Genomic DNA, 26,748 nt, shown 5'->3' with positions numbered 1-26,748 from the left:
AGGAAGCGATATGATTAAGGTATCTGCCCCGATACTGATGGCGGTTTAACCTTTCATGTTCAGAACCCTGTTACTCTCTGCGTTTTTCCTGCTATCGGCCTGCTCTGACCAGGCGCCAACGGATTCACCAGAAACCGACGCTCCGAACCAGGCCGACCTTTCCAGTGCCGCTCCCAAGCAGGCGACAGCAGCCGGTGCCGCCATTCGGCGCGTGATACTCGCCGCAGACCCATGGTGCCCCCACAACTGCCTGGCAGGCGCGCTGAAGGGCGATGCTCCGGACTTCATCTTCCCCGAGACCAGCCTTGGCGAAGCCCGCATTACGCTATATACCCACCCGCAAAGTCAATGGGAGTATGAAACGCGGGGCTGGCCTACGAGGCACCCCTGTTTATTGCCTTCCCGCCGGAAAACCCTGACGCAGCCGAACTGGCAAACCTGCTGGACAGCGGCCTGGCCCGGCTGACGGCCAATGGCAGGCTCGCCGCCATCCTGTCGGCTTACAGGCTCTCTGACCCGGATTTATAAGCGGTAATCGTGTCACCGGACGCCGTCCGCAACAGCAGTTCGCCATGGCGGCCAATTCGGCCATCGACCACCTCTGACATCAGGTCGAGAAACCGCCGCTCCTGGTTCATCAATGCCGGCGCGCAGGCCATCAGCGTGGTGGCCGGCGGCGTAAAGCTCAGGCCTTCTCCGGTCAGCCGGAAACCACCGGAATAGCGGTTACAGGAGGCCCGGCCAGCAACCCGCCCTTCGTCAAGAAACTCGATCGTGATCCGAGACCGGTCGATGATCCCGCTGCCGGCAAGATCCTCAACAACCCATTCTGCACCGCGAAACAAACGTTCCCGGTCACCACCGCAGCCCATGAAGATTTCACCGTCCAGGGTTAACCGAACCTGCGCCGGATACTGGGCCCCGGCCATATCGTCCTCGCACAGCTGGTGGGCTATACGGAATTCCAGTACCTGACCGTCGAACCGTGCCTCGTAGGTTCGCCCGTGCCGGTTGGCCAATGTTTCATTCAGCACGATCTGCTCGCTGTGCTGCTGATCGTATGGACGGCTCAGGGTCATCTGGTTCTGCTCAATCTGCACCGACCAGAATGGCTCGGTACCGATGGCACGAAACGAGCTTTCGATCGCCCCCGGCTCCAGGCACTCGGGATAGACCTGTCCGCGCAATGTCAGTGTGCCCCGCTCTCCCTTGCCCCAGAAACTGGTATCCGGGTCGCCCGGCGCCTTGTAGAGCGCACCGGAGGCAGCCACTGCCGGCTTCAGAAGTACCCGCTTGTTCAGGTATTCCAGCCCCACCAGGTCACTGCCTTCGGAGCTGGTCATCCGGACATCCAGCTGACCGCAGCGATATTGGCCAAAATCGGACAAGCCCTCGGTTTGTGGATGGGAGGCACAGGCTGCCAGGGTGAGGCCCGTCAGCGCCACGACGGACAACGGCAATACTCGTCGCAAAAACATGAACACATCCTCTGTTGTTCCATACTACAGGTCGCTAGTGTCCCGTCTGGCTAATTCCTTAATCTACTGCTTGCCTCTGAGGACTCTGACCAAGGCGTCAGTCTGCAGATGTGGTGGTTCCACATCAAGGACTGACAACACCGGCTCAGAGTCCTCAGAGGCAAGCCCTTCGGGAGCTTCTGAGAAGCCGAAAAGCGTCGTTCTGCTGTCTCGATTTGGAACCACCAAACCTTCACCAGCACGCCTAGCTCTTCGGCTTCTCAGGAGCTCAGTAGATTAAGGAATTAGCCAGACGGGACACTAGTTTAGAGATTCCCGGCCCGATTAACCATCATTGCGGCCACGGGAACCTTGCATCCCGGAAAACAACCTTCGACGTGTCTCAGACAACCAGCGGAGCGGATTACTCCTTACCGCTGGGCTGTGGTACCGCAGTCATTTTTGTTCCATCGGCCGTTTCAAGCACCAATCGGCCGTCAGCCTCGAACTGATAATGCCGTATATCCCCCAGCAGCTTCAAAAACCGGTTTTCCTGCTGCATCAGAGGTTCAGGGCATGCCATGCGGGTGGCCGCCATGCGAGAGAGTTCAAGCTGGTTGCCATTGGCATCCCAGCCACCCTGGTAGCGGTTGCAGGAGGAACTTCCGGAAACCCGCCCTTCGTCAGTAAAGGCAATGGTGACATCACTGCCTTCTGCCACCGGGTCGCCATCAATTTCCTCGACCTGCCACTGACTCCCTGCCAGGTTCATGGTTTTTCCCGTCGCCCGCTCCTGGGACAGGGAACATCCCCATAACGACCCAGTGACCAACAACATAGCGAGGATATTCTTTGCAAGACTCATATAACCCCCTGAAATTTATGGAACAACCCTCAAAGTCTACGCCTCGCCTGGTGGGAAATCGCTGACAGAAGCGTTAATCTTGCGTCATCAAAACACCGGGAGCACACCCATGACCGTCAAGCTCTACCAGTTCTGTATTTCCCACTATTCGGAGAAAGCCCGCTGGGCACTGGACTACAAAGGCGTCAACTACAAGCCGATCAATCTGCTCCCGGGCCAACACGCGCGAACCATCACACAAATGACCAGGGCGGATTCCTCGGTGCCGGTGCTGGACCATGACGGCCAGATCATTCAGGGTTCAGCGCAGATCGTGGATTATCTGGACCAGATGTTCCCCGACAACCCACTGACACCGGCAGACCCCATACTTCGTGAGCAAGCCCTGGAATGGGAAAAAAAGCTGGATGAACAGGCTGGGCCTGCTATTCGAACCTGGGTCTATCACTACTTTCTGCAACGGCCCAAAGTGGTGGTTCCTTTGCTCGCCGCCGGCACCCCGTTCTATAACCGGATTCTGCTCAGCCTGGCCTTCAGCCGGGTGGATGAGATCATGCGCAAGTGGATGAAGATCAACCAGAAAACAGCAGATGCGTCGCAACAGACCCTGGAACAGCTGGTCACGGAACTGACCGACATCTACCGCCAGCGGCCCTACCTGGGGGGCGACCGGTTCAGCCGGGCAGATCTGGCCGCCGCAGCCCTGCTGGCGCCGCTGTTCCAACCGCCCCAGTATCCGGTGCCTTGGCCAAAACCCGCCCGTATTCCCAAACCGGTACAGAGCTGGCTGGAAGAGTGGCGCCCCAAACTCGAGCCGATCGAAGCCCTGTACCAGAAGCATCGCTGAGGGTGTTGATGTGTCGGAAACCGCCGGAGTGGCAACGCCCGGCCGCAAAGGAACCCCGCCAGGAACATGCGCAAACAGACCCTGCTACTGACAACCCCTGACAACCATCAGATCAACGCGACCCTGTTTGAACCAGAGCCGTCACCCAACTGCTGCCTGATCATCAGCCACGGCATGGCCGAACATGGCAACCGCTATGCTGCCCTGGCCTCCTGGCTAGCCGGCCAGGGGGTGGCGGTCATCAGCTATCACCACCGCGGTCATGGCCCGGGCAGTGGTCACCCTGGACACTACGCAGACTCGGACGGCTGGCAGAAAGTGGTGGACGACCTGAACCAGGTGGTCCACTACGCCCGGGAACAGATGCCGGGCATTCCGGTCGCCCTGCTGGGGCACAGCATGGGCTCGTTCATTGCCCAAAGCTACGCCCAACAATACGGCCAGAACCTGGATACGCTGATTCTCAGCGCGACCAACCGAATCCACACAGCTGAACTTCGGCTCTCGCTGCTATTGGTGCGCCTGATACGGGCGCTGCGTGGGCAGCGGCACGCCAGCAAGACCATTGCCCGAATGACGTTTGGCAAATTTAACCGGATGTTCAAACCCAACCGCACGCCCTGCGACTGGCTCAGTCGGGACCCGCATCAGGTGGATCTGTACCTGGCCGACCCGTGGTGCGGATTTGAATGCACCACCGGGCTATGGCAAGACTTTATCCAGGGTATGCTGTCGATCAATCCCGACCAGTGGCGCCCGGACCTGCCCGTTCACCTGTTCGCCGGCACCGATGACCCGGTGGGCGAAATGGGCAAAGGCATACGCCGCCACTTTCAGGCCATTCGGGAGGCCGGCGTGCAACAAGTCACCCTCCGGCTGTTTGAGGGCGGGCGTCACGAAACGCTGAACGAAACCAATGCTGAGGTGGTCTGGCAGCATCTGCTGCAATGCTTGCCCGGCCGAAGCCAGGGCCTCCGCCGCGTCCAGGCCCTGGCAGGCTGACATCACCGGCATGGTTTCTGGCCTGTTTGGCCGCAGAGCCTGCCACCGGATACCGCTAACCTGATCAGACTTCAACGCCAACCACAAGGTAATGATCAGCGTGAGTATCGAACAAGAACATTGGGTGACCAGCGGTGACCTGCTCCTGTACGCCAGAGTCGAAGGTAATCCCCAGGCCACGCCATTGGTATTGGTACACGGCTACCCGGACAACCACAGTGTCTGGGACAGGGTGACCGAGCAACTGAAAAAGGATTATCTGGTCGTCCGCTACGACGTTCGGGGCGCTGGCCGCTCTGACAAGCCTGCCAGGACCAGCGCGTATCGAATGAAGTGGCTCGCGCAGGACCTCAAGGCCGTGGCTAACGCGGTGATCCCGGATCGCAGCTTCCACCTGGTGGCCCACGACTGGGGCTCTATCCAGAGCTGGGAAACGGTGACCACCGGGGCCCTGGATGGGCGCATTCGATCCTACACCGCCATTTCGGGACCTTGCCTGGATCACGTGGGCTACTGGTTGCGGGACCAGATCATGGCACCCCGCTCCGGGGGCACCACCAAGGTCCTGAAGCAGCTGGCCAGCTCCTGGTATGTGTTCATGTTCCAGTTACCGGTGCTGCCAGAAACCCTGTGGAAGGCCGGCCTCGACCGCTTGTGGCCGGGGTATCTTCGCAAACACGAACAGATTGCCGATGCCCAGTTCAGCGAATACCAGAAAGCCGACGGCCGCTATGGCGTCAAACTTTACCGGGCCAACTTTATCCGCAAGCTGCTGCGACCAGAACCGCGACTGGCAGGCTGCCCGGTGCAGGTGATCATCCCCACCCGGGACGCCTATGTGGGCCGCCAACTCACCGAGAACCTGCCCCGCTGGACCGGCAAGCTGACCCTGCAGGAACTGGACACCACGCACTGGGCGCCCATCACCGAACCGGCGGCCGTATCACGGTCGGTGCGGGAGTTTGTCGAAGCCCATCGCTGATATGGGCGACCACCACAACGCAAAAGGCCGCTGAAATTCAGCGGCCTTTTGGGCAGTTGCCAGGCGGGAATCGCTCAGCGGGTGCCGTATACCACCATGGTTTTACCCTTGACCCGAACCAGGCCCTGATCTTCCAATGTTTTCAGAACACGGCCCACCATTTCTCGGGAACAGCCCACAATACGGCCGATCTCCTGGCGGGTAATCTTGATCTGCATACCATCAGGATGAGTCATGGCGTCTGGCTCCTTGCACAGGTCCAGCAAGGTGCGCGCCACCCGGCCGGTCACATCCAGAAACGCCAGGTCACCTACCTTACGGGTGGTCTGGCGTAGCCGGGAAGCCATCTGCTCGCCGATGAAATAGAGCACCCTCGGGTCCTGCTGGGCGATCTCGCGGAACTTGGTGTAACTGATCTCCGCCACTTCACACTCGGTCTTCGCCTTGACCCAGGCGCTGCGGGAGTCCATGTTGTCGAACAAGCCCATTTCGCCGAAAAAGTCGCCGGCGTTCAGGTAGGCCATAATCATCTCGCGGCCATCATCGTCCTCAATGATGACGGTGACAGAACCTTTGACGATGTAAAACAGGGAGTCGCTTTTGTCACCGGCATAAATAATGGTGCTTTTGGCGGGGTAACGCCGACGGTGGCATTGGGAAAGGAAATAATCCAGGTGTTTGGTTTTTTGCTCAACCGGCTTGACGATGGTAGCCATAGTGCGGGACATGCCTCCTCAGAGTCTGGCGATTCCTGATGTTTTTCTGCCCCGCATTTCCTTGCGGGTTTCACGATTTTTATTGTTTGCAGCGCAACTTATAACAAGAAGGTCATCTTTCGGCAACTCGAAAGCGGATACAAGATGTATCTGAGATCAATGCCTCTTTGGTCGCAAGCGGTAGCTGTCGCCACTATCAGACTGTGCTAGCATCCCTCATCAGGCTCCGGAGCATCCTTGATGACATCCGGCCATGAACCATCACCCATGGGAGAACTTGATGAAAGCAACTGTCGACTGGACCGGCAACGCCAGCTTCAGAGCTACCAGTGGCAGCGGTCACAGCGTGCAGCTGGACGGTCCGCCCGATCATGGCGGCGAAAACCTCGGGCCACGCCCCATGGAAATGCTGTTGATGGGCGTGGGTGGCTGTTCGGCCTTTGACGTGATGACCATCCTGAAAAAGAGCCGGCAGGAGGTCACCGCCTGCCATACCGAGCTTGAAGCGGAGCGCGCCGATGCCGTACCGGCCGTTTTTACCAGAATTCACCTGCATTTCGTGGTCACCGGCCACAACCTCAAAGAGAAGCAGGTCGAGCGGGCAGTCAGCCTGTCAGCTGAAAAATACTGCTCAGCGTCCATCATGCTCGGAAAAGCCGGCGTCGAGATCACCCACAGTCACGAAATCCGCGCCGCAGAGTAAGCGATTTCCGTAGCCAGCGCGCCCCATGCCGCCAGTGGGGCCACCGTAACCAAAAATGTCATTGTAGATACTATTCATTGACACACACGGTATGCATAATACGCAACTTTCTCCGCAGGTCTGCGCAAAAGGTGAGCAATTATTATGGAAACCAAACTCCAGCTGCACGGTTTCAACAACCTGACCAAATCCCTGAGCTTCAACATCTACGATATCTGTTACGCGCAGACCGAAGAACAACGTGAAGCCTACATTGACTATATCGACGAGATGTACAACGCCGAGCGTCTGACCCAGATCCTGTCTGACGTGGTCAAAATCATCGGTGCCAACATCCTCAACATAGCCCGCCAGGACTACGAGCCCCACGGCGCCTCTGTGACCATGCTGATTGCCGAGCATGAACTCACCGACAGCGAAGCCAACAATGAAGAATCCCCCGGCCCGCTGCCCGATACCATCGTGGCGCACCTGGACAAGAGCCATGTGACCGTTCACACCTATCCGGAAAGCCACCCCCACGATGGCGTCAGCACCTTCCGCGCCGATATCGACGTGTCCACCTGCGGCCTGATTTCACCACTGAAGGTGTTGAACTACCTGATCCACAGCTTTGACTCCGATGTGGTCACCGTGGACTACCGGGTGCGCGGCTTCACCCGCGATGTCGATGGCACCAAGCACTACATCGACCACGACATCAACTCGATCCAGAACTACCTGACCGAAGACACCCAGAACGCCTATCAGATGATCGATGTGAACGTGTACCAGGAAAACCTGTTCCACACCAAGATGATGCTGAAAGAGTTCAACCTGGATAACTATGTCTTTGGCGTGAACGCCGACGAACTGGACCCGGCCGAAGCCCAGTCCATCGAAGACCGCCTGCGTCGCGAGATGCTGGAAATCTTCTATTCCCGAAACGTGGAATAAGCCTGAGCGGCGGTGCCCACCGGCCACCGCCGCTCTTCTTCAGTTTTTTTGATCTGTCCCGCCAGAATTCTGCGTTTTCATCCTTCGTCTCTCCCCGGTTTAATAGAACCATCATTAACGAGAGGAGGACGACATGACGCTTCGCTCCCTGAAACAGACTATTCCCGCTCTTGGCACCTCTGATGGCGCCGGCGTAAAAATCAAACGCTCACTGGGTCAAAGCCAGGCCATTCGAATGGACCCGTTCCTGATGCTGGATGAATTTGGTTCCGACCAGCCCCAGGACTACATCGCCGGCTTTCCCGCACACCCGCACCGGGGCTTCGAGACGGTCACCTACATGATCGAAGGGCACATGCTGCACGAAGACCACCTGGGTAACCGGGGCAACCTTCGTAATGGTGGCGTGCAGTGGATGACCGCCGGCCGGGGCATCGTGCATTCTGAAATGCCGCAACAGGAATCCGGTGCCATGCGGGGCTTCCAGTTGTGGCTGAACCTGCCGGCAGCCGAGAAAATGAAGCCAGCCGGCTACCGGGATATTCAGCCCGAAGACATCCCCGTGTTCAATCAGCCCGGAGCCTCCGTAAAGCTGATTGCCGGCGAGATGAACGTCAGCGGCGTGCAGGTATCCGGCGCCGTGACCGGCGGCACTACCGAACCGCTATACGCCGACATTCACCTCGAGCCCAATGCCCAGCTTTCGCTGCCCGTCGCACAGCCCCTGAACGCCATGCTGTACCTCTACGAGGGCAACGCGAACCTGGTGACTGGTGAGGCGCAAAGCCAACTGCGGCTATCGGCTGCCAACCTGCTGGATGACGGCGACGAGATCCTGCTGGCCGCAGGCTCATCCGGTGCCCGCGTGCTGTTGATTGCGGGCCGCCCGATAGGTGAGCCGATTGTTCAGTACGGGCCGTTCGTGATGAATACCCGGGAGGAAATCGAGCAGGCACTCAGGGATTACCAGACCGGGCGCTTAACCGCCGCCTGAACATCAGGCGAAGGTTCGGCCCGCCATCAGGCGTTGGATCATGGGGCGGATGATCAACTCCATGGCCAACGCCATCTTTGGCCCCGGAATCACCAGCGTGTCGTGGCGTGACAGCGTGCTCTGGGGAATCGCCTGCAACAGCCAGGAAAAGTCCACCTCGTTAGAGTCGCGGAAGTGGATCACCACCATGCTTTCATCTTCACTGGGCACATCCCGGGCGATGAAGGGGTTGGAGGTATCCACCAGGGGTATGCGCTGGAAGTTGATGTGGGTATGGGAAAACTGGGGCACGATATCGTGTACGTAATCTTCCATGCGGTTGATGATGGTCTGCACCACCGCCTCCTGGCTATACCCTCGCTGGTTGGTATCCCGATGGATTTTCTGGATCCATTCCAGGTTTACAATGGGCACCACGCCGATCAGCAAATCAACGTACTGGGCAATGTTGAAGCTTTCGCTGATCACGCCTCCATGCAGCCCCTCATAGAACAGCAGGTCCGTGTCTGCCGGTAGTGGTCCCCAGGCGGTGAATGTCCCCGGTTTATGACCGGCCTCAACCAGCTGGCGATCTTCATCATGAACATACTGACGGTATCGTCCGTTGCCGGTATGGCTGTAGTCGTAGAACAGGGCTTCCAGGCGGTCGATATGATTGGCCGCCAGGGCGAAGTGGTTACGCTCGCCAAACTGGCCCTTGGCCGCCAGCCGGGCCATCTGTTCCCGCGTGTACCGGTGAAAACTGTCACCACCCACCATGGCGGCGTTCAACTCCTCACTGGCAAACAGCCGCCTGAAAATCTGGCCGGTGGTGGTCGTGCCGGCCCCGGAGGAGCCGGTCACCGCAATGATAGGGTGGCGTTTGGACATAATGAGCAATTTCCCGGATCAGGTCAGGCTGGTGAGCAAGCGTGGTTTTTCAACAACAAAGCCCTGAGCATAGTCCACACCCAGCTGCCTGAGCATATCCAGAACGTCTCGGGATTCAACCTGGGAGGCAATGACTTCCCGCTTCATGTAATGCGCCATGTCCACCATGGATCTCACCATTGCCTGGTCAGTCTGGCTCGACACCAGCTGGCTGGTGAAGGCACTGTCAATCTTGATCAGATCCACCGGCAGGGAACGCATGAACTGGAACGAACTGGGGCCACTGCCGAAATTACCCAGGCAGAACCGGCAGCCCAGTTCTTTCATCTCCAGGATGAAATCGGCCACCGCCTGCACGTCGCTGATGGCAGATGCCTCGGTCAGCTCAAACCACAGCCGTTCGATGGGCGCGTCTTTTTCACTGAGCTTCTCGTAGATAAATTCCAGCAAGCTCTGATCATTCAACGAATACCCAGACAGGTTGATACACACGCCACCGACGTGTCGGGGGTCCGGTGCCTGGTCCCTCAGCCAGTCCAGCATATGCCCGACCACCCAGCGGTCCACCGCCTGCATGCGATCATAGCGCTCAGCCATGCGCACGAAATCCTGGCCGGTTATCAGGGCGCCGCTGTCATCGTACATGCTGATCAGAATCTCATACTGGGCCGTCATCCGGGCCTCGGCATGAAGCGGTATGATCTTCTGGCAGCGCAGCAGCATGCGTTCTTCATCCGGATCCGACAGGCTGGCGACGCGCGCGGCGATCTGCTCCTGGCGGGCCTGGTCATCGGCATCCAGAGTAAATTCGGCGATCTTGCCCGGCCCCATCTTCCGGGCCTGGGATAACGCCTGCTCCGAACTTCTCAGCCAGCGTTCGGCACTCACCAGAGCCGGTAACTCGGCCACCAGGCCAACGTTGGCCGACAACGTATACTGGCGGCCGCCAAAGGCAAACTCAGCCGATTCAATGGCCTCGATCAGGGCCGCGGCCACAACCTGACCCTGCTCTTCCGCAACCAGCATGGCGAATTCATTGCCCGCCAGGCGCGCCACCGGCATGCCATCACCCACATGGTGGCACAACAGCTCTGCCACCTGTTTAAGGGTTTCGTCACCGGCCTGGTAGCCAGCGGTATCATTGAGCAAACGGAAGCCACGGAGGTCCAGATGCAACAGAGTGCGGCTGTCTTCACGACGGGCCAACTGCTGCTCCAGCATCCGTTCGAACTCCCGGCGGTTAAGCAAACGGGTCAGCTCGTCATGGGTGGACGCCCAGGACAGCTGGTCATAAACGTTGCGGACCATGCGGTCGATACTTTCATCCACCAGCGGTCGGTCGTACTGGTTATCAGGCACGATGATGCCCTTGCGCATCTGTCGGGCCAGCGCGTCCAGCTCCAGCTCAACCACCCGCATGCCCTGATGATTGACAAAGACAAAGCGGCTAAAGCCCCGGGCGATCCAGACCAGCCGGATATACTGGGGTTCGTCAGGCCGGGTCTGGTCCCGCAGCCAGTCGCCGGTACGCAGCTGCTGCGACCGGTTGATCCAGCGTTGAAGGCTGCGCTGTTCCCGCTCGTTGAGGGTTTGCGGGTCTTTCTCCGCTGGTTTTGCCCGCGGCACTTCGACCATCTCAGGGGTTTTATCGGGCCGGCGAACCAGGAAGTGCTTCAATTCATCGCGAATCTGGGAAGACGGCATGTGATTGCTGGATATCGACGCCAGGCCGTCCTGGATCAGCCGCAGAAGCTCCGGCAGGTTGATACTGCTCTCCGGATCATCGGCAAAGGCCAGCAGCGAATCAATCACCGCCAGGTAGTCCTGCCAGAGCTGACTGTCTGGCCCCTGGCGAATCCAGGTCAGTGACAACAGGTCCCGCCAGCCGCCTTCCAGCAAACTGACCAGCGCCCGGGGAACCTTGCGACCGGCAATGCGCTGATCAATCGCGGCGCTCACCGCCGCCTTGGACTCAGACACCTTCTGGGCACCCTCGGCCGCTGCCGTTACACGCTCGACGTTCCGGCGGTAGACCAGATTCTGCCGGTCAATCAGGGTGTCCAGCTCGGTCACAGTCTGTTCAAACACGCCGGTGTCCTGCTCGAAATCCGTGGCAATGCGCTGAACCAGTTCGTCGACCCGTCGCTGGACCACCGGGTTCAGGCGGCCACCCTTGACCCCCAGCTGGGCCAAACGGTTCATCACGCCGCGGACAGGGCTGTCCTGATCCTCAAAAAACGCCGGATCCCGCATCACCACCTTGAGCACCGGCACTTCCAGCTGACGCATCCGGGCCTGCACATAGTCACTGAGTTTGGGGCTTTCCACGACACTTTTGAAAAAGCGATCAACGACATCCAGGGTTTGCTGCTGCTCGTCATCCAGCCGGGCTTCACCGATTTCCTTGATCTTCTCGACCACCCGCTCTTTCAGCGGGGCGGCGGATTCTTCCGGGCCCGCCGCGCGTACCTGCAACTCCTGCAATTCCCGGTGCAGTTCACCGGTCGACAGTGGGCGCGCATTGGGGGCAAAGTCCTCCCGGGGACTTTCCCCTCGGGAAACCCGGCTTGCCTGCAGGGTTGTGAGCAGATTGCGAACGGTGGAAAACGCCGTCTGGGCGGCCTGGGCGTAGCCGCGGAATTCACCGGATAACCGGCTCTTCAGGGCTCGGCTTCCGGGCGTGGCGCGGGATTCCTCGGCGGGCTGGGCCGGGCTCTCGGCTGGGGGCTCTTCTGGTCTGGTGACTGTCGGCGCGGGCGTGGGTTCGTCCTTTGCCGGTGCCTGCTCACTGAGGTATTTGGACAGGTCCAGGTCTGGCAGTACGCCATGACGAATAAGAATGTTGTTCAGTTCCCGGTACAGCGGCGCCAGTTGTTTAAGCACGGTTTGCTCAAAGGTCTTCAGGCAGACTTTCTCCACCTCTCTGGTTGCCTTGAGCTGTAACAGGGCATGATGGAAGGCCTCACAGACCAGCGCTGGCCCAAGCGGGTTGTGGTGGCCGGTGCGATTGGCGATACCGAGCTTGTCCAGTCGCAGCTTGAGCTGAAGCAGATCGCCCCGGTACTGGGTATCGGCCCGGGTGACCATTACCCGGATGGCCAGCCAGTCTTCGAACTCGTTCTTGTCGACCACAGACAACTCAGCCCCCGGCACCCCCTTCTGGGCTGGTTTCAGAGGAGATTCCAGAAACCTCGCCATATGGTGCCAAAGAATCCTCTGGCGTGCCTGGAGCTGCCCTGAGGCGTCCATATACTCATTGGCCAACTGATCGCTGGGAGCCTTCTGGGCAGCCTTGCGGAGCGCATCGACCATCTGCACGAAACAGGCATCCATCAGCGGTTCGATGAAACTGGTCACGGTTTTGGCAGACTGATGCAGCACAAACTGCACCCGCTCACTGGGCGCCCGCAACGACGACCTGGCCTGATCACCACTGCTGCCGCAAAGCTGCAGCATGGCATTCAGGGCGTCCGGATTGGAGCGGGTTAAGTTCACCCCCATAGCGCCATCTATGCGCCGCACGGGGCTGACATGCAATTCATATCGGCGCTGGCCGTCCACACCGCGAAACCGAACCACCAGCTCGGACGGCTGGCTTTGATCGAACACCCGGTCCAGTTTTCGTGAGGTTTCACCGGAATAGCGGATGAACAGGCCTTCGGCGCAAAAATCAGCAATCTGGCAGGGCCAGGTATTACCGCCACCTGCGTCGATCTGTGCCGCAAGTTTAATGGGCTGTCGGGTACTGCTACGACGTTCTCTCGGATCCATGAACTACCTGACCAATTGATAAGCCGGCCTGGTCGCCAACGACCGTCGCCCTGGCGAACATCCCTGAGTTAGTGGCTGTGATCTGCTGTTATGATAAAAAGAATATAGCCAGCCCCGGAAAACAGCCAGCGAGCCTGTCACGACGAGTACCAGGGCGGAGCCGGAAAGTCCATCAATCACAACGTACGGATACATGAGACAGCTTAGTCAGATCTATCTTCTTTTGCTACTGTTAACGGGGCTCCAGGGGTGTTCGACCATTGGCTACTATGGCCAGGCAGTGGGCGGCCATCTTTCACTGATGCTGCGGGGACAACCCGTGGAATCGGTTGCCCGCGACCCACAAACCGACCCGGAACTGAAACGCAAACTGGCCGTTGCACAGTCCGCACGCACCTTCGCAAATGACGTACTTCAGCTACCCGTCGGCAAGGCCTTTACCAAATACGTTGAGCTGGACCAGCCCTGGGTTGTGGTCAACCTGGTTGCTGTACCCGAATTCTCGCTGGACCCTCACCAGTGGTGTTATCCCGTGGTGGGCTGCCAAGCCTATCGAGGCTACTTCAATCTGGAGCGGGCGCGCAAGGAGCAGGCCCGGTTCAACGCACAGGATTACGACACCTTCATCGGCGCCGTCACTGCCTACTCTACCCTGGGCTGGTTCAATGACCCTCTGCACACCGGTTTTACCAGCCTGCCAGATGACCGCATGGTGGCACTGATGTTCCACGAACTGGCCCATCAGGTGGTGTATATCAAGGAAGACACCGCGTTTAACGAAAGCTTTGCCACCGCCGTTGAACTGGAAGGCCTGAGAATCTGGCTGGAACAGCAGGCGTCCGAAGCCGGTTTTGACCGCGCCCTGCAGCGGCTGGAGCACCGTAATCGGACCCTGGACCTGGTCAACGACGTCGGCGCACAGCTCCGACAGCTCTATCAGCAACAACAGGTACTGGCCGCCGACGTGCTAAGGGGCCGCAAGGCAACCCTGTTGGAGGAACTGGCCCACGCCTACGCCGAGCTATCAGAACACTACCCGGAGCCTGGCCCATTTGGCACACCGCCGGTGCGCCTGAACAACGCCAACCTGGCTCTGTTCCAGCAATACAACCAGCATGTGCCGGCATTCCGGCAATTGTTGCGGGATCACCACTACGACTTCGAACAGTTCTATGACTCGGTCAAGATCTTGTCCAGGGCCACGCCGAAGGAGCGGGAACAACAACTCAGCGCCCTGTCACAACGGTTTGTAGAACACCTTTGAGTTGCGCTGAGTGTTGTAGGACGCCAGCTTTGGCCCAGGCAAATCCTGCACCGCCGTGGGCAGAAAGCCCCGCTCCCGGAACCAGTGTTCGGTCTGGGTGGTCAGTACGAACAGTTTGCGGATACCCTGGGCCTTCGCCAGCTTTTCAATCATCGCCAGAATGTCGTCACCACGCCCGGCACGCCGGTACGACGGGTCGACCGCAAAACAGGACAACTCACCGGAGCCTTCGTCCGGGTAGTGGTAGAGTGCGGCACAGCCAACGATCGTGCCATCCCGCTCGGCCACCACGAAGCGGTCCACTTCGGTTTCCAGCATTTCCCGGGAGCGGCGCACCAGGATACCCTGCTCTTCCAGGGGCTGGATCAACTCCAGAATACCCCCGATATCTTCCACCCTGGCCTGGCGGATCTGCTCGTAGTTATCCCCACTGACCAGGGTACCGGAACCGTCCCGGGTGAACAGTTCCTCCAGCAACGCGCCATCTTCCACGTAGCTGATGATGTGGGCCCGGCGCACGCCTTTCACACAGGCATCACAGGCTGCTTTGAGCAGTGCCGCGTCATGGCCGGTCACCACATTGGTATTGAGGCGTTCCGACGCCTGGCGAGCCGACAGCTCCCGAATCAGTGAACCGTCTTCCTCAAGCAGGCCTTCGTCATCGATGAACACGATCAGTTTTTCTGCCTGCAAGGCAGCCGCCACCTGGCTGCCAACGTCCTCGTAAGACAGATTGAAAGCATCACCGGTGGGCGAGTACCCCATGGGCGGCAACAGAACGATGTGGCCCTGTTCCAGCAGCTGTTCAATACCCCGGGTATCCACCCGGCGCACTTTCCCGGTGTAGCCGAAATCCACGCCATCCAGCACCCCCACCGGCTTGGCAGTAACATAGTTGCCGCTGGTGACCCGGATTCTGGCATTGTGCATGGGCGAGTTAACCAGACCCATGGACAACTGGCTTTCTAGATAGGCCCGCAAGCCCCCAATGGCTTCCATGACCAGGGGCAAGTGGTTATCCGGGGTGATGCGCAAGCCGCGGGCAAAGGCCGATTCAAGACCGGCGTCGTCCAGCCGGGACTGGATCTGCGGGCGACCACCAAAGGCCACCACCAGGCGCACACCCAGGCTGCTGAGCAAGGCAATGTCGTGGATGATATTGATGAAGTTCCGGTGCTCGATGGCATCGCCAGGCATGGTCAGCACGACGGTTCGGCCGCGATGAGCATTGATGTACGGAGATGAGTGGCGGAATCCGTGCAGCCATTCGTTCGATTTCAAACCTTTCTCCCCTTCCATCACAGACAAAACTGCTTGATCAGACCGCGCAGAATATCCACGGTGGGTTGTAATTGCGACATCTCAAGAAACTCATCCGGCTGATGCGCCTGGTCAATGGAACCAGGCCCCATCACCAGGGTTTCCAGGCCCAGCTTCTGCAACCAGGGCGCCTCGGTGGCGAAGGCAACCGCGTGGGCGGTATGGCCGGTCAGCGTTTCACACGCCTTGACCAGGGCCGCATCGGCCGGCGTTTCAAAAGGCGGCACGCCGTCGAACAAGGGCTCGAAAGTCAGGTTCAATTGCCGACGTTCTGCCAGGGGCTGCATCCGGTTGAGGATCGCCTGGCGCAGGGTTTCCATGTTCATCCCCGGCAACGGACGCAAATCGAAGTGGAGTTCGCACTGGGCGCAGATCCGGTTCGGGTTGTCACCCCCGTGAATGCAGCCCAGGTTCAGCGTCGGTACCTGCACTTTAAAGTTAGGGTTTCGGTATTTTTCCTGCCATTCGGTGCGCAGATTCAGTAGTTCCCCCAGGGCCTCGTGCATGCCCTCCAGGGCATTGCGACCAAGGTCCGGGTTGGAGGAATGGCCGGATTGACCATCAAACCGCAGCCGCTCCATCATGATGCCCTTGTGCATGCGCACCGGCTTGAGGTTGGTCGGCTCGCCGACGACCGCATACCGGGCCTTCGGTTTGCCGGCCTCCGCCAGTGCCCGGGCGCCGTTCATGGAGCTTTCTTCGTCCGCCGTGGCGAGGATGATCAATGGTTGCTGAAGCGGCTGGTCGACAAAAGTTTTGGCCGCTTCAATGGCCAGCGGAAAGAAGCCTTTCATATCGCAGGTACCCAGGCCGTACCAGCGATTGTCCTTTTCGGTCAGGGTGAACGGATCACTTTGCCAACGCTTGTCATCGAACGGAACGGTATCGGTATGGCCAGACAGCACCAACCCGCCCGGGCCGCTGCCAAGCGTGGCAATCAGGTTGTATTTGCCCGGCATACCCGGCACTTCCAGGATTTCCACCGCAAACCCCATGGGCTCCAGCCATTCGGCCAGGGTTCTTACAACCGCTTCGTTACTGTGGTCCCAGTCCGGTGATGCGCTGCTGATGGAGGGCAGCGAAATCAACCGAGTCAGCATGTCCCGGATGTCCGGTATGGTCTGTAACTTGTCAGTGCTGTGCGCCATGGTAGCCTCCCGGTCGTTGATCTCAGTCTGCCCTGCCTCGCCGCCAGACATCAAACTGGGTGATGGCCCGAATCAATATTGGATAAGCCACCTCTCCGCCGGCAACGGTGCGTGACACTTCCAGCTCACGCTCCCCCGCGCTGACCAGGCGACCCTCTACCTGATTGCCGTTAGACAGCGTTACCCTCACCTGCCGCCCCAGCCAGGTCTGCGCCCCTTCCAGGTCCGCCGGGTACCATTGCTGAACACCGGGCTCCTCCCGGGGGATCACCGGTTCCAGTGCTTCCAGAGGCAACTGTGGCTCGGGGGCTTCCATTTCGGTCAGGTAGATATCGGGAACCCCGGCACCATTATAGTCAACCGGCCAGGCGGCTTCGGGCGCCGATTCAGAGCGTACGGGTATGCCAAAAGTGCCAGAGCCGGGTGTAATGGCAAATTGCAGCTCGCCACCTTCCAACAGCCACTGGCGGTAAAGTGCCAGCAATTGATCGCTGCCATCGTAGCCACGAGCTTGCAGGCTTGCCGCCATCACAGAGACAGCGTTACTGGCCCATTGGTTCACGTCCTGCCCGGTTTCCCGGGCACAGTAAGCCGACAGGCGGCGCATCAAACCAGCGTCCCGAAAGGTGATACGAACTGGTTCAGCACTGCTCTCCAGGGTGGCCGCCAGGCCGGAGAGATTAACCCGGGCGTCCGGCCATTCCGCTTCCAGGCTGCCGGTTTCTGCACTGTTGATCTCCAACCCGACACCTTCAGGGCCCTGCCTCAGGTGCACGTCCCCGCGAATAGCCGAAATCCCCATGCGCATCAGGTCGCCACTGCCCAGTTGCTGCCGGGGATCAGGCGCACAGGCCAGCGACACCAGCGGCGGCAGCCGTGATTGTGATTCGGTACCCGCGGTCAGCCAGTTCCGGAACATGGTCGGCTCCAGAGCCATGCTGGCCTGCTCTGCCGTCAGCGACCAGGTCGCTGGCAGCGGTGACGGGTTGGCCAGGGTGGTCAGAAGGGTCACAGGCGAACCGACATCAAATTCAATCAGACCCAGCTGCAACGGCTGGGTCAGTCGAAAGTCTTCCCAACGGGACTGCCTCAAGGTCACCCGGCCGTCCAGAGCCGAGCCGATCTGGCCTCGCTCCAGCACACCATAGCTGGAGAGCTCCGACCGCACTTGTGCCATGCGCTGATCCGTCAGCCACCAGACGCCGGCCTTGAAACCGACAAAAGCCACAATTCCCAACGTGATCAGAAATGACAACAGGCGCTTCATCCGGTTGCTCCCGGGTCAGGTTGTTTAGTTCCGGGAAATCAGGGTACCAACGCCTTCGTCGGTAAAGATTTCCAGCAAACAGGCATGGGCAACACGGCCATCAATGATGTGGGAGGTACGCACGCCGTTCTCCACTGCACTGAGCGCGCAGCGAATCTTCGGCAGCATGCCGCCGTGGATGGTGCCATCATCAATCAGGTCGTTAACCTGCTGGGCGGTCAAGCCGGTCAGCACCTTGTCTTCCTTGCTCTTCAGGCCGGAGACATTGGTCAGCAGAATCAGCTTTTCCGCCTTCATGGCTTCCGCCACCTTGCCGGCCACCAGGTCAGCGTTGATGTTATAGGAGGCGCCATCCGGGCCCACACCGATGGGGGCAATCACCGGAATCACGTTGCTGCGGGTGAGCATGTCGATCACATCGACATTAACACTGGCAACCTCCCCCACGTGGCCAATGTCGATGATCTCCGGTCGTTCCAGTTCCGGTGAACGGTCAACTACCTCCAGCTTGCGGGCACGAATCAGGTTGGCGTCTTTACCGGTCAGGCCCACGGCGGTGCCGCCCTGGGCGTTGATCAGGGATACAATTTCCTTGTTTACCTGGCCGCCCAGCACCATTTCCACCACATCCATGGTTTCGGCGTCGGTCACGCGCATGCCGTTCACAAAGCGGGATTTGATGTTCAAACGCTCCAGCAGCTCGCCAATCTGGGGGCCGCCGCCGTGAACCACGATGGGGTTGATGCCCACCAGTTTCATCAGTACCACGTCCCGGGCAAAGCTGCTTTTGAGCTCTTCGTTTTCCATGGCATTACCGCCGTATTTGATCACAACGGTCTTGCCAGTAAATCTTTGGATATAGGGCAGGCCCCGGCTCAGTACCGAGGCCACCTGCATTGCTGTTTCACGATCCAGCGCCATGGTGATGTGTAATTCCTTGCTGTCAGAGAATGTATCTTGTCAGAAGTCCGCAACCAGTTCGGGTGCGGCCTTCTGTAATTGCTCACGAAAGACGGCCTTGATCCGTTCAAGGGCCTCGTCGGTTTCAGCCTCAAACCTCAGCACCAGAACCGGCGTGGTGTTGGACGCCCGGCATAGGCCCCAGCCATCGGTATAATCTACCCGAATGCCGTCGATGGTACTGATGTTGCCGTCACCAAATTCACCCAGCTTGCCAAGGCGCTCAATGATCGCGAACTTCTCGGTTTCCGTCACCTCGACATTCAGCTCGGGCGTGCTGATATCCTCGGGGAAATCGGCAAAGACATCGTCGCTGTGACGATCCTCAATACCCAGGATTTCCAGCAACCGGGCGGCTGAATACAGGCCGTCATCGAAGCCGTACCAACGTTCACCAAAGAATACGTGGCCGCTCATTTCACCTGCCAACAGCGCGCCGCTTTCTTTCATTTTCGCTTTCATCAGTGAGTGGCCGGACTTCCACATGATGGGCCGGCCACCGGCTTCGGAAATCACGCCTGCCAGGCGACGACTGCATTTCACATCGTACAGGACATCCGCCCCCGGGTTTCGGGACACCACATCCCGGGCGAACAGCATCAGCAACCGGTCCGGCCAGATGATCTTTCCGGTGTTGGTTACCACACCCAGGCGATCACCGTCACCATCAAAGGCCAGGCCGATATCGGCGCCGGTTTCCTGCACTTTGGCGATCAGATCCTGCAGGTTGGCCGGCTTGCCGGGGTCCGGGTGGTGATTGGGGAAGTCACCATCCACCTCGCAGTACAGCGGGGTTACCTCACAGCCAAGCTCTTCGATCAGCATGGGGCCAAGTTCGCCCGCGATACCATTGCCAGCATCCACCACGACTTTAAGCGGCGCGGCCACGGCGATGTCACCGACAATCCGATCCAGATAGGCCCGGCGCACATCTTCCCGGGACTGGGCGCCCTGACCAGAGGTGAAGTCGGCGGTCTGAATACGCTGGTAAAGTTTCTGAATCGCCTCGCCAGACAAGGTTTCGCCGCCGAGCATGATCTTCAGGCCGTTATAGTTGGCCGGATTGTGGCTACCGGTCACCATCACGCCGGAGCCAGTCTGCAACTGGTGTGTGGCAAAATAGAGCACCGGCGTGGGCACCGCGCCCACATGGATCACATGACAACCGGTAGCCATGATGCCACTGGCCAATGCATCGGCCAGGTCCGGGCTGGAATGGCGACCATCGTAACCAATGCAGATGGAGGTAACTCCACGGGCCGAGGCCACGGAACCAATGGCAAGACCAATCACCCTCACCACTTCGGGCGACAGGGTCTCGCCAACAATGCCACGGATGTCATAGGCCCTGAAGATTTCAGGGGCAACCTCGACCGACGGCAGCTCGGCTTCCACTACCTCGGGGATATCCTCATCAAACAGGGCATCATCGCCACTGCCAAAACCAAGCACATCCTCGTCGCCATCGAGCATATCGATGTCGGGCATGTCCTTGTCCTGGAGCAGGGGTTCTTCTTCGCCGGAAGCGGGCTTTCTGGCACCGGCTGCCGCCGGCTGCGGTTTTGCGCTCTCGGCGGCTTTTGCCAGCCGTTTATCAACCATCTGCGACAGGCGGAACAGCACCTCGCCGGTAGATGCCACCATATCCCAACGGAAGGTCGGCAGTTTCACCCGCTCGCCGCCAAACACCTTGTGCGACCACTGGATCAAGGCCGTCACATCCTGGCGAATGCCTCGCTGGGCGCCGCCCAACAACACCCAGACAACAATTGCGGCCACCAGTCCCGGAATGCCGACCAGCACGGCGGCCAAGATGGTATTGACCGGTGCCTCTGGCGCCCGGGCCGGCTGGAATACCACTGACCAGTCAGGATTCGACAGGGTTCTGGTTTCAGAAGGGCCCGTCCCCCGGCCGGCGCTGACCACGGTGCGCTGGGAACCCGATGCCGCCTGCACCAGCGACAACTGGCCTCCCAACTGGCGGTTGCCAACGGTCAGAAGGGGCCGAAGCTGATCCGCGCCGTAAACCACCAGCACACTGCCCTGCACTGCGTTGCTGACCGGATGTCGAACTGGCGCGGCGTACTGAAGATACCACTGATCGTTACGGGGAAAGGCGTCTGGCAATAGTGACTGCCCGTTCTCTGCCCGCCGGGCCAGCTCCAGGCCGGCAAACCCGAGCAGGCCGTCGCTGCTGCCGGTACGGGGAATATCACGGTAACGGAAAACAAAAACCGCCAGGGCTCCCGGCAACGCCGCCTGCAGCTGGCGCGCCAGCTCGTCCCGGTCACCTTGTTCGGCAAGCTGATTACTCACATAGCGCTGATTGGCCAGGGCACGCACTTGTTCCTGCTGGGCGCTAAAATACTGGTTCAGCCTCTGTTGGGCGCCGTCGGCCTCAACCACCCGGGCCTGCTGGTAACTGCGCTCACCGGCGGGCACAACCACCAGGAAATGCAGCAGGGCCACCGCAACCACGCCGGCCAGAACCACCACCAGCGACTGATTGAGTGCAACGGTGTTGAGTCGTTTGAGGCCAGACCCTGAGGATTCTGTTTTTCGCTTGTTTTTCTTTCCCGGCTTCTTTTCGGGATTATCATCCACCGACGGCTCTTTGATTTTCTTTTTACCGAGTTTCATAGTGCTTCCCGCAATGATTTTTACGTCCCGGACAATCAGTTACCAGCAAAGTATAGACGCCGACCTGCATAAACGCTGCCAGCCTCCGGTAACCGACTCAGTGCGTTCCGGTTGAACCAAACCCGCCCTCGCCGCGGGTACTGGCGCCGAATTCAGAGACCACTTCAAAGTCTGCCTGCACAACCGGCACCAGAACCAGCTGGGCAATACGTTCACCGATGGCGATGGTGAAAGCGGTTTGGCCCCGGTTCCAGCATGACACCATCAATTCACCCTGGTAATCGGAATCGATTAACCCCACCAGGTTGCCCAGTACGATGCCGTGCTTGTGACCAAGACCGCTGCGCGGCAGGATCATTGCCGCCAGCGACGGGTCGGCAATGTGCACGGATAGCCCGGTCGGAATCAGGTGAGTCTCGCCCGGCTCGACCGTTAATGGCGCATTCAGGCAAGCACGCAGATCCAGGCCGGCCGAGCCCGGCGTTGCATACTCCGGAAACGGTATGTCGGTGCCAATTCGATCGTCCAGGATTCGTACCTGCAGTTTCTTTTGCGTCATGAGTTCCCGACCTTGTTGCTGTGTTCGGCGATCAACGCCACCAATGTGTCTGCGATGGCCTGTTTGCTGTCCGGGCCAATCGCCTGCTCCCCGCTCGGCCAGAATACCGTGACGGCATTCTGATCGCTGTTAAAGCCCAGCCCCGGGACGGACACGTCGTTGGCCACGATCATATTGAGCTTCTTGCGTTGCATTTTATCGTGGGCATAGCGGGCGACATCTGTGGTTTCAGCGGCGAAACCCACGGTAAACGGAGGATTCTTGCGGGCGGCAATGGTCGCCAGCGTATCCGGATTGCGCACCAGCGACAGTGTCATCGCTTCGTCCGTTTTCTTGATCTTGTCGCCGGCACAGGCCGCAGGCCGGTAATCAGCCACCGCCGCTGTGGCGATAAAAATGTCGCAGCCCTCCGCCACTACCCGCTCGGCTTCCTGCAACATGTCTTGTGCCGTCATCACCGGTCGGACTGCCACGCCATCCGGCACCGGCAGGTTAACCGGGCCACTCACCAGTACCACCTGGGCACCCGCATCTGCTGCCGCCCGAGCCAGGGCATAACCCATTTTGCCGGAGCTGTGGTTGGAGATATAACGCACCGGATCAATGGGTTCACGGGTAGGGCCTGCTGTGATCACCACCCGTTTTCCCGCCAGCGCTCCGACAGTGGCCCGGGCTGCATCAGCCAGAATCCGGCTGGCAAGGGCGTCCGGCTCCAGCATCCGGCCAGGACCTGTATCACCGCAGGCCTGCTCGCCTTGATCCGGCCCCCAGACGGTGATCTGCGGGTCTTCCGCCAGCAGGGACATGTTTCTCTGGGTCCGGAAATTTTTCCACATGGCCTGATTCATGGCGGGGGCCACCGCAATGGGCGCCTCAGTGGCACAACAAACCGTGGTCAGCAGGTCATCCGCCATGCCCTGGGCCAGACGGGCCAGAAAATCCGCAGACGCGGGCGCCACCACCACCTGATCGGCCCATTTGGCCAGTTCAATATGACCCATGCCGGCCTCGGCCTCCGGGTCCAGAAGCGATGTACGCACCGGCTCGCCGCTGAGAGCCTGAAACGTCAGCGGCGTCACAAATGCCTCGGCACCCCGGGTCATCACCACCCGCACTTCAAGGCCCGCTTTCTTGAGCAGCCGGACCAGTTCGGCACTTTTATAGGCAGCAATGCCACCGGTGATTCCCATCAGAATTCGTTTGGCAGCCATGAAGGGCTCCGTAATCCCGTAAAATGAAAGGGTTATAAGATAGCACGCCCGGGCCCGGCAGGCAGCCTGCAAGAGCACCCGTTCGTTTACCAAAGGTTACTTTTTGGAGTAACCTTTGTAATTCTGAGAACCGATGCAGGATGCATCACAATCTGACACGCAAGGAAGCACAGCATGACCAACCCTGCCTGGCCAACCGATGAACGGCCCCGTGAGCGCCTTCTGGCCCACGGCCCGGAAGCCCTGTCTGACGCCGAACTCCTGGCCATTTTCCTGCGCACCGGCACCACCGGCATGCCGGTGATGCAACTGGCCCGCCATCTGATCGCCGAGTTTTCCGGCCTGCGGGGCTTGATGACCGCCTCCCGCAGGCAGTTCTGTGAGGTCAAAGGCCTGGGCACGGCCAAATACGCCCAGGTTCAGGCCGCCATGGAGATGGCCCGCCGGGTGATGGACGAACCACTTCGCCAGGGCGATCCGCTACGCTCACCGGCCGACACCCGCCGTTTTCTCACCAGCCGGCTGGGCACTTACCCCCACGAAGTGTTCGCCGGCCTGTTTCTGGATAACCGCCACCGGGTGATCCAGTACCGGGAACTGTTTCGCGGCACCATTGACGGCGCCGCCGTGTATCCCCGGGAAGTGGTTCGCCAGGCCCTCGAAGACAACGCCGCCGCTGTCATTTTTGCCCACAATCACCCCTCTGGCGTCGCGGAGCCCAGCCAGGCGGACATTTCCCTGACCCGCAGACTGAAAGAAGCGCTCGGACTGGTGGATATCAGGGTTCTTGACCATATGGTTATCGGCCATGGTGAGGTAGTATCCCTGGCTGAAAGAGGGTTGATGTAGCTGCAGCAGGGTCGATTCCGGAAAACTGGCCAAATTCCCAACAATTTTTTGCGTTGGCCGGCCAGTTCTGGTATAAAAGCGTCCCTTTCTGGCGGCGTCTGGCGAGCAGCGTTCAGTTTAGAGGCGCGAACCGGTGGCAGTTATTGCTCCGGAGCAACCAGAGACGCATTAAAAAACGAATTCGTATTGATAGACCATTGCTCAGGTCGGAGGCAAGTATGTCCAGAGTTTGTCAGGTTACCGGTAAGCGTCCGGTTACCGGTAACAATGTATCCCACGCGATGAACCACACTCGTCGTCGTTTTCTGCCGAATCTGCAGAACCATCGTTTCTGGGTTGAGACCGAGAAGCGTTTCGTGAAGCTGCGCGTTTCCACCAAGGGCATGCGCATCATCGACAAAAAAGGCATCGACGCTGTGCTGGCCGATCTTCGTGCCCGCGGCGAGAAAGTTTAAGGAGCCGCATCATGCGCGAGAAAATCAAGCTGGTCTCATCAGCAGGCACTGGTCACTTCTACACGACCAAAAAGAACAAGCGTAACACTCCGGAAAAAATCGAGATCAAAAAGTACGATCCGGTTGTCCGCAAGCACGTTGCGTACAAGGAAGCCAAGATCAAGTAATTGGTCCTGCCTCCACAAAAAACCCGGCCTGCGAGCCGGGTTTTTTTATACCTGAGCAAAACACCCCTGCACCGAAAGGGCCTCGCAGGCCTTAAAAAGTTTCCAGGTACCCCTTCGGCAAGGCCACATCCATGGCGATGGGCAAATGATCCGATACCGGATAACTGATCACCTCGGCACGCCGGATTTCCAGGGAAGGGCTGACCATAATGTGGTCCAGAGCCTTTTCGGGCCGCCAACTGGGGAAGCTGTGAGCCGTGCCCGGCAGGGGTATCAAGCCGGTTTCTTTCAAGGGCGTTTGTGTCAGCAGCTGCTCTGCATGAGCATTCATATCCCCCATCAGGACTACGTGCCGGTAGTCGGCAATGAGATCCCGCACGTAACCCAGTTGCCGCTGCTGTGCCGCCTTGCTGAGGGACAGGTGCATTTGTACCAGTATGAGCGGATCGTCTTCCGAACCATACCGGGCAATGATCGCTCCACGGCCAGGAATCAGGCCGGGCAGTTTGTGCTCAGTGACATCCAGAGGCCGATACCGACTCAACAGACCGTTACTGTGCTGCGCGATCTGACCAAGATTGCGGTTTAATTGCTGATACCAGTAGGGAATACCGGCGGCTTCTGCCAGATACTGAACCTGGTTGATATAGCCACTGCGCAAACTGCCACCGTCGCATTCCTGCAACGCCACCACGTCGTATTGCCGCAACAGGGTGGCAATACGGTCGAGATTCTCGATGCGGCGACGATGAGGCAGAAAGTGCTGCCAGCTGCGGGTCAGGTAGTGATGGTAAGACGAGGTATTGATGCCCACCTGGATATTGAAAGTGAGCAGCCGGATATGACGATGGGGCTCGAACTCAGGCACATGCTCGCTACCAGAACAGGCCCCCCGGGGACCTTCCGGCCCCCGGAGAATGCCATTAATCTGATTGCGCAGACGCTTATACATAACAGGGGATTCCCACGCTGAACCTGAACGCGCCCCTCAATACCGGCGGCTCACTCTGCCGCAGCGCGTTCCTGCTCGACCAGGTAGTCAACCACAGACAGCACGGCCTCATGACCACCTGCCATGGAGGCGCTGACCACGTACTTGCCATTTACCAGCATAGTCGGTGTACCGGTGATGCGCGCGCCGCGGATCTTGGCCTGGGCCTGCTGAACCCGCGCACGAACACCGAAGCTGCGGTAGTTGTTAAGAAACTCCTCGGCATCAACGCCGTAGCCGCTAACGAAATCCGCCAGAGCTTCGGGGGAATTCAGGGGGCGACGCTCGCCAGCCAGCGCCGTAAACAGGGCGTCATGCACCTTGTCCAGCTCACCCATGGCCTCCAAAGCATAAAAGGCGTAAGCGTGAGGCTCCCAACTTTGACCCAGTGCTGCCGGCAGCTTCACGAAATTCACGTAGTCAGGCGCCTGGTCGGCCCAAGACTCGATAAGCGGCTTGAAGGTATAGCAGTGAGGGCAGCCATACCAGAACACTTCGGCAACTTCTACGCCTTCGTCCGATGCGGTGCGAACCGGATTATCCAGGGTGCGGTAATGAGTGTTCTCAACCCATGACTGAGCCTGCGCAACAGCACCAACCGCCATAGACAGCGCGAAAACAACAACTGTGCCTAGTGTTCTTATCATCGGGAGTCTCCGAGTTCGATGTTCTGATGTGACAACGATTATGACCCAGCAAACCGGGAAAGTTCCACTGCTGGCCAGAAGGGAATGGTTACGGAAAGGTAAGCAGTAAAAACCCCGCCTTGGCGGG

The 26,748-nt window shown here is 59.2% G+C and carries 25 protein-coding genes; 11 read left to right on the top strand and 14 right to left on the bottom strand.

Annotated elements, in window-relative coordinates:
* The first annotated feature begins 55 nt into the window (after positions 1 to 55).
* Positions 56 to 466, top strand: a complete 411-nt coding sequence (locus tag ASQ50_RS12730; RefSeq protein WP_058091486.1) for a hypothetical protein — start codon at positions 56 to 58, stop codon at positions 464 to 466.
* A 34-nt stretch (positions 467 to 500) separates the two neighbouring features.
* Here the strand turns inward: ASQ50_RS12730 and ASQ50_RS12725 are convergent, their stop codons facing one another.
* Both ASQ50_RS12725 and ASQ50_RS12720 read right to left on the bottom strand, forming a co-directional pair.
* Positions 501 to 1,478, bottom strand: coding sequence for an META domain-containing protein (locus ASQ50_RS12725; RefSeq protein ID WP_058091487.1), 978 nt, complete (start codon positions 1,476 to 1,478; stop codon positions 501 to 503).
* 403 nt (positions 1,479 to 1,881) lie between these two features.
* Entirely contained in the window at positions 1,882 to 2,322 is a 441-nt protein-coding gene (locus ASQ50_RS12720; protein WP_058091488.1) for an META domain-containing protein, read from the bottom strand.
* A 109-nt stretch (positions 2,323 to 2,431) separates the two neighbouring features.
* On the opposite strand from ASQ50_RS12720, the gene ASQ50_RS12715 reads away from it, so the two are divergent.
* From ASQ50_RS12715 to ASQ50_RS12705, 3 genes are all read left to right on the top strand, one after another.
* Positions 2,432 to 3,169 carry a glutathione S-transferase family protein gene (locus ASQ50_RS12715; protein ID WP_058091489.1) on the top strand — a complete coding sequence of 246 codons (738 nt, stop codon included), beginning with the start codon at positions 2,432 to 2,434 and terminating at the stop codon, positions 3,167 to 3,169.
* A 66-nt stretch (positions 3,170 to 3,235) separates the two neighbouring features.
* Entirely contained in the window at positions 3,236 to 4,171 is a 936-nt protein-coding gene (locus ASQ50_RS12710; protein WP_058091490.1) for an alpha/beta fold hydrolase, read from the top strand.
* Positions 4,172 to 4,271: 100 nt separating this feature from the next.
* Positions 4,272 to 5,153 carry an alpha/beta fold hydrolase gene (locus ASQ50_RS12705; RefSeq protein ID WP_156510008.1) on the top strand — a complete coding sequence of 294 codons (882 nt, stop codon included), beginning with the start codon at positions 4,272 to 4,274 and terminating at the stop codon, positions 5,151 to 5,153.
* A gap of 74 nt (positions 5,154 to 5,227) precedes the next feature.
* On the opposite strand, the gene crp is transcribed toward ASQ50_RS12705, so the two are convergent.
* Entirely contained in the window at positions 5,228 to 5,869 is a 642-nt protein-coding gene (crp, locus tag ASQ50_RS12700) for a cAMP-activated global transcriptional regulator CRP (RefSeq protein WP_007153756.1), read from the bottom strand.
* Between the two features lie 280 nt (positions 5,870 to 6,149).
* Between crp and ASQ50_RS12695 the strand changes: the two genes are divergently transcribed.
* The 3 genes from ASQ50_RS12695 to ASQ50_RS12685 all read left to right on the top strand — a co-directional run bounded on the left by ASQ50_RS12695 (position 6,150) and on the right by ASQ50_RS12685 (position 8,502).
* The gene (locus ASQ50_RS12695; RefSeq protein WP_058091644.1) at positions 6,150 to 6,572 is read left to right on the top strand and encodes an OsmC family protein; all 423 of its coding nucleotides are present in this window, start codon (positions 6,150 to 6,152) and stop codon (positions 6,570 to 6,572) included.
* 144 nt (positions 6,573 to 6,716) lie between these two features.
* On the top strand, positions 6,717 to 7,508 hold the full coding sequence (speD, locus tag ASQ50_RS12690; RefSeq protein WP_058091492.1) for an adenosylmethionine decarboxylase: 792 nt from the start codon (positions 6,717 to 6,719) through the stop codon (positions 7,506 to 7,508).
* 133 nt (positions 7,509 to 7,641) lie between these two features.
* On the top strand, positions 7,642 to 8,502 hold the full coding sequence (locus tag ASQ50_RS12685; protein WP_058091493.1) for a pirin family protein: 861 nt from the start codon (positions 7,642 to 7,644) through the stop codon (positions 8,500 to 8,502).
* A 3-nt stretch (positions 8,503 to 8,505) separates the two neighbouring features.
* On the opposite strand, the gene ASQ50_RS12680 is transcribed toward ASQ50_RS12685, so the two are convergent.
* Together ASQ50_RS12680 and ASQ50_RS12675 are read right to left on the bottom strand one after the other, a co-directional pair.
* On the bottom strand, positions 8,506 to 9,372 hold the full coding sequence (locus tag ASQ50_RS12680; RefSeq protein ID WP_058091494.1) for a phosphoribulokinase: 867 nt from the start codon (positions 9,370 to 9,372) through the stop codon (positions 8,506 to 8,508).
* 18 nt (positions 9,373 to 9,390) lie between these two features.
* The gene (locus ASQ50_RS12675) at positions 9,391 to 13,143 is read right to left on the bottom strand and encodes a DUF1631 family protein (RefSeq protein WP_058091495.1); all 3,753 of its coding nucleotides are present in this window, start codon (positions 13,141 to 13,143) and stop codon (positions 9,391 to 9,393) included.
* Positions 13,144 to 13,336: 193 nt separating this feature from the next.
* Here ASQ50_RS12675 and ASQ50_RS12670 point away from each other — a divergent pair, with 193 nt between their 5' ends.
* Complete coding sequence (locus ASQ50_RS12670) at positions 13,337 to 14,407, top strand: aminopeptidase (protein WP_058091496.1); 1,071 nt, start codon at positions 13,337 to 13,339, stop codon at positions 14,405 to 14,407.
* On the opposite strand, the gene argA is transcribed toward ASQ50_RS12670, so the two are convergent.
* From argA to coaBC, 7 genes are all read right to left on the bottom strand, one after another.
* Positions 14,381 to 15,688: an amino-acid N-acetyltransferase gene (gene argA, locus ASQ50_RS12665; protein WP_058091645.1), complete on the bottom strand. Its 1,308-nt coding sequence runs from the start codon at positions 15,686 to 15,688 to the stop codon at positions 14,381 to 14,383. The genes ASQ50_RS12670 and argA overlap by 27 nt on opposite strands.
* A gap of 17 nt (positions 15,689 to 15,705) precedes the next feature.
* Positions 15,706 to 16,875 (bottom strand): acetylornithine deacetylase, encoded by a 1,170-nt coding sequence (gene argE, locus ASQ50_RS12660; protein ID WP_058091497.1) that lies wholly within the window; start codon positions 16,873 to 16,875, stop codon positions 15,706 to 15,708.
* Positions 16,876 to 16,897: 22 nt separating this feature from the next.
* Positions 16,898 to 18,142 (bottom strand): hypothetical protein, encoded by a 1,245-nt coding sequence (locus ASQ50_RS12655; protein ID WP_058091498.1) that lies wholly within the window; start codon positions 18,140 to 18,142, stop codon positions 16,898 to 16,900.
* A 24-nt stretch (positions 18,143 to 18,166) separates the two neighbouring features.
* Positions 18,167 to 19,063, bottom strand: coding sequence for an acetylglutamate kinase (gene argB, locus ASQ50_RS12650; protein WP_058091499.1), 897 nt, complete (start codon positions 19,061 to 19,063; stop codon positions 18,167 to 18,169).
* A gap of 39 nt (positions 19,064 to 19,102) precedes the next feature.
* Positions 19,103 to 21,742: a phosphomannomutase/phosphoglucomutase gene (locus ASQ50_RS21740; protein ID WP_058091500.1), complete on the bottom strand. Its 2,640-nt coding sequence runs from the start codon at positions 21,740 to 21,742 to the stop codon at positions 19,103 to 19,105.
* Between the two features lie 97 nt (positions 21,743 to 21,839).
* Entirely contained in the window at positions 21,840 to 22,301 is a 462-nt protein-coding gene (dut, locus tag ASQ50_RS12640; RefSeq protein ID WP_058091501.1) for a dUTP diphosphatase, read from the bottom strand.
* Positions 22,298 to 23,512, bottom strand: a complete 1,215-nt coding sequence (gene coaBC, locus ASQ50_RS12635; protein ID WP_058091502.1) for a bifunctional phosphopantothenoylcysteine decarboxylase/phosphopantothenate--cysteine ligase CoaBC — start codon at positions 23,510 to 23,512, stop codon at positions 22,298 to 22,300. The genes dut and coaBC overlap by 4 nt, the downstream gene beginning before the upstream one ends.
* A 174-nt stretch (positions 23,513 to 23,686) precedes the next feature.
* On the opposite strand from coaBC, the gene radC reads away from it, so the two are divergent.
* The 3 genes from radC to rpmG all read left to right on the top strand — a co-directional run bounded on the left by radC (position 23,687) and on the right by rpmG (position 24,983).
* Entirely contained in the window at positions 23,687 to 24,361 is a 675-nt protein-coding gene (radC, locus tag ASQ50_RS12630; RefSeq protein ID WP_058091503.1) for a RadC family protein, read from the top strand.
* 218 nt (positions 24,362 to 24,579) lie between these two features.
* Positions 24,580 to 24,816 (top strand): 50S ribosomal protein L28, encoded by a 237-nt coding sequence (gene rpmB, locus ASQ50_RS12625; protein WP_058091504.1) that lies wholly within the window; start codon positions 24,580 to 24,582, stop codon positions 24,814 to 24,816.
* A gap of 11 nt (positions 24,817 to 24,827) precedes the next feature.
* Positions 24,828 to 24,983 (top strand): 50S ribosomal protein L33, encoded by a 156-nt coding sequence (gene rpmG / locus ASQ50_RS12620; protein ID WP_008173465.1) that lies wholly within the window; start codon positions 24,828 to 24,830, stop codon positions 24,981 to 24,983.
* A 91-nt stretch (positions 24,984 to 25,074) separates the two neighbouring features.
* On the opposite strand, the gene ASQ50_RS12615 is transcribed toward rpmG, so the two are convergent.
* Both ASQ50_RS12615 and ASQ50_RS12610 read right to left on the bottom strand, forming a co-directional pair.
* Complete coding sequence (locus ASQ50_RS12615; RefSeq protein ID WP_058091505.1) at positions 25,075 to 25,935, bottom strand: endonuclease/exonuclease/phosphatase family protein; 861 nt, start codon at positions 25,933 to 25,935, stop codon at positions 25,075 to 25,077.
* Positions 25,936 to 25,985: 50 nt separating this feature from the next.
* Positions 25,986 to 26,621, bottom strand: a complete 636-nt coding sequence (locus ASQ50_RS12610; RefSeq protein WP_058091506.1) for a thiol:disulfide interchange protein DsbA/DsbL — start codon at positions 26,619 to 26,621, stop codon at positions 25,986 to 25,988.
* Positions 26,622 to 26,748 lie beyond the last annotated feature (127 nt).

It is taken from the genome of Marinobacter sp. LQ44 (assembly GCF_001447155.2).
Classification (GTDB): domain Bacteria; phylum Pseudomonadota; class Gammaproteobacteria; order Pseudomonadales; family Oleiphilaceae; genus Marinobacter.
Note: the sequence above shows the minus strand (reverse complement) of the source record. Positions and strands in the feature narration are given on the sequence as shown.

What these genes read in the sequence shown, in the direction of transcription:
- ASQ50_RS12675 (WP_058091495.1), bottom strand. Translation starts at nt 13,143, where the DNA reads ATGGATCCGAGAGAACGTCGTAGCAGTACCCGACAGCCCATTAAACTT.
- radC (WP_058091503.1), top strand. Translation starts at nt 23,687, where the DNA reads ATGACCAACCCTGCCTGGCCAACCGATGAACGGCCCCGTGAGCGCCTT.
- ASQ50_RS12715 (WP_058091489.1), top strand. Translation starts at nt 2,432, where the DNA reads ATGACCGTCAAGCTCTACCAGTTCTGTATTTCCCACTATTCGGAGAAA.
- ASQ50_RS12655 (WP_058091498.1), bottom strand. Translation starts at nt 18,142, where the DNA reads ATGAAGCGCCTGTTGTCATTTCTGATCACGTTGGGAATTGTGGCTTTT.
- crp (WP_007153756.1), bottom strand. Translation starts at nt 5,869, where the DNA reads ATGGCTACCATCGTCAAGCCGGTTGAGCAAAAAACCAAACACCTGGAT.
- ASQ50_RS12695 (WP_058091644.1), top strand. Translation starts at nt 6,150, where the DNA reads ATGAAAGCAACTGTCGACTGGACCGGCAACGCCAGCTTCAGAGCTACC.
- ASQ50_RS12685 (WP_058091493.1), top strand. Translation starts at nt 7,642, where the DNA reads ATGACGCTTCGCTCCCTGAAACAGACTATTCCCGCTCTTGGCACCTCT.
- argB (WP_058091499.1), bottom strand. Translation starts at nt 19,063, where the DNA reads ATGGCGCTGGATCGTGAAACAGCAATGCAGGTGGCCTCGGTACTGAGC.
- rpmB (WP_058091504.1), top strand. Translation starts at nt 24,580, where the DNA reads ATGTCCAGAGTTTGTCAGGTTACCGGTAAGCGTCCGGTTACCGGTAAC.
- ASQ50_RS12725 (WP_058091487.1), bottom strand. Translation starts at nt 1,478, where the DNA reads ATGTTTTTGCGACGAGTATTGCCGTTGTCCGTCGTGGCGCTGACGGGC.
- speD (WP_058091492.1), top strand. Translation starts at nt 6,717, where the DNA reads ATGGAAACCAAACTCCAGCTGCACGGTTTCAACAACCTGACCAAATCC.
- dut (WP_058091501.1), bottom strand. Translation starts at nt 22,301, where the DNA reads ATGACGCAAAAGAAACTGCAGGTACGAATCCTGGACGATCGAATTGGC.
- ASQ50_RS12680 (WP_058091494.1), bottom strand. Translation starts at nt 9,372, where the DNA reads ATGTCCAAACGCCACCCTATCATTGCGGTGACCGGCTCCTCCGGGGCC.
- ASQ50_RS12730 (WP_058091486.1), top strand. Translation starts at nt 56, where the DNA reads ATGTTCAGAACCCTGTTACTCTCTGCGTTTTTCCTGCTATCGGCCTGC.
- argE (WP_058091497.1), bottom strand. Translation starts at nt 16,875, where the DNA reads ATGGCGCACAGCACTGACAAGTTACAGACCATACCGGACATCCGGGAC.
- ASQ50_RS12710 (WP_058091490.1), top strand. Translation starts at nt 3,236, where the DNA reads ATGCGCAAACAGACCCTGCTACTGACAACCCCTGACAACCATCAGATC.
- ASQ50_RS12670 (WP_058091496.1), top strand. Translation starts at nt 13,337, where the DNA reads ATGAGACAGCTTAGTCAGATCTATCTTCTTTTGCTACTGTTAACGGGG.
- ASQ50_RS21740 (WP_058091500.1), bottom strand. Translation starts at nt 21,742, where the DNA reads ATGAAACTCGGTAAAAAGAAAATCAAAGAGCCGTCGGTGGATGATAAT.
- ASQ50_RS12615 (WP_058091505.1), bottom strand. Translation starts at nt 25,935, where the DNA reads ATGTATAAGCGTCTGCGCAATCAGATTAATGGCATTCTCCGGGGGCCG.
- ASQ50_RS12720 (WP_058091488.1), bottom strand. Translation starts at nt 2,322, where the DNA reads ATGAGTCTTGCAAAGAATATCCTCGCTATGTTGTTGGTCACTGGGTCG.
- ASQ50_RS12610 (WP_058091506.1), bottom strand. Translation starts at nt 26,621, where the DNA reads ATGATAAGAACACTAGGCACAGTTGTTGTTTTCGCGCTGTCTATGGCG.
- coaBC (WP_058091502.1), bottom strand. Translation starts at nt 23,512, where the DNA reads ATGGCTGCCAAACGAATTCTGATGGGAATCACCGGTGGCATTGCTGCC.
- rpmG (WP_008173465.1), top strand. Translation starts at nt 24,828, where the DNA reads ATGCGCGAGAAAATCAAGCTGGTCTCATCAGCAGGCACTGGTCACTTC.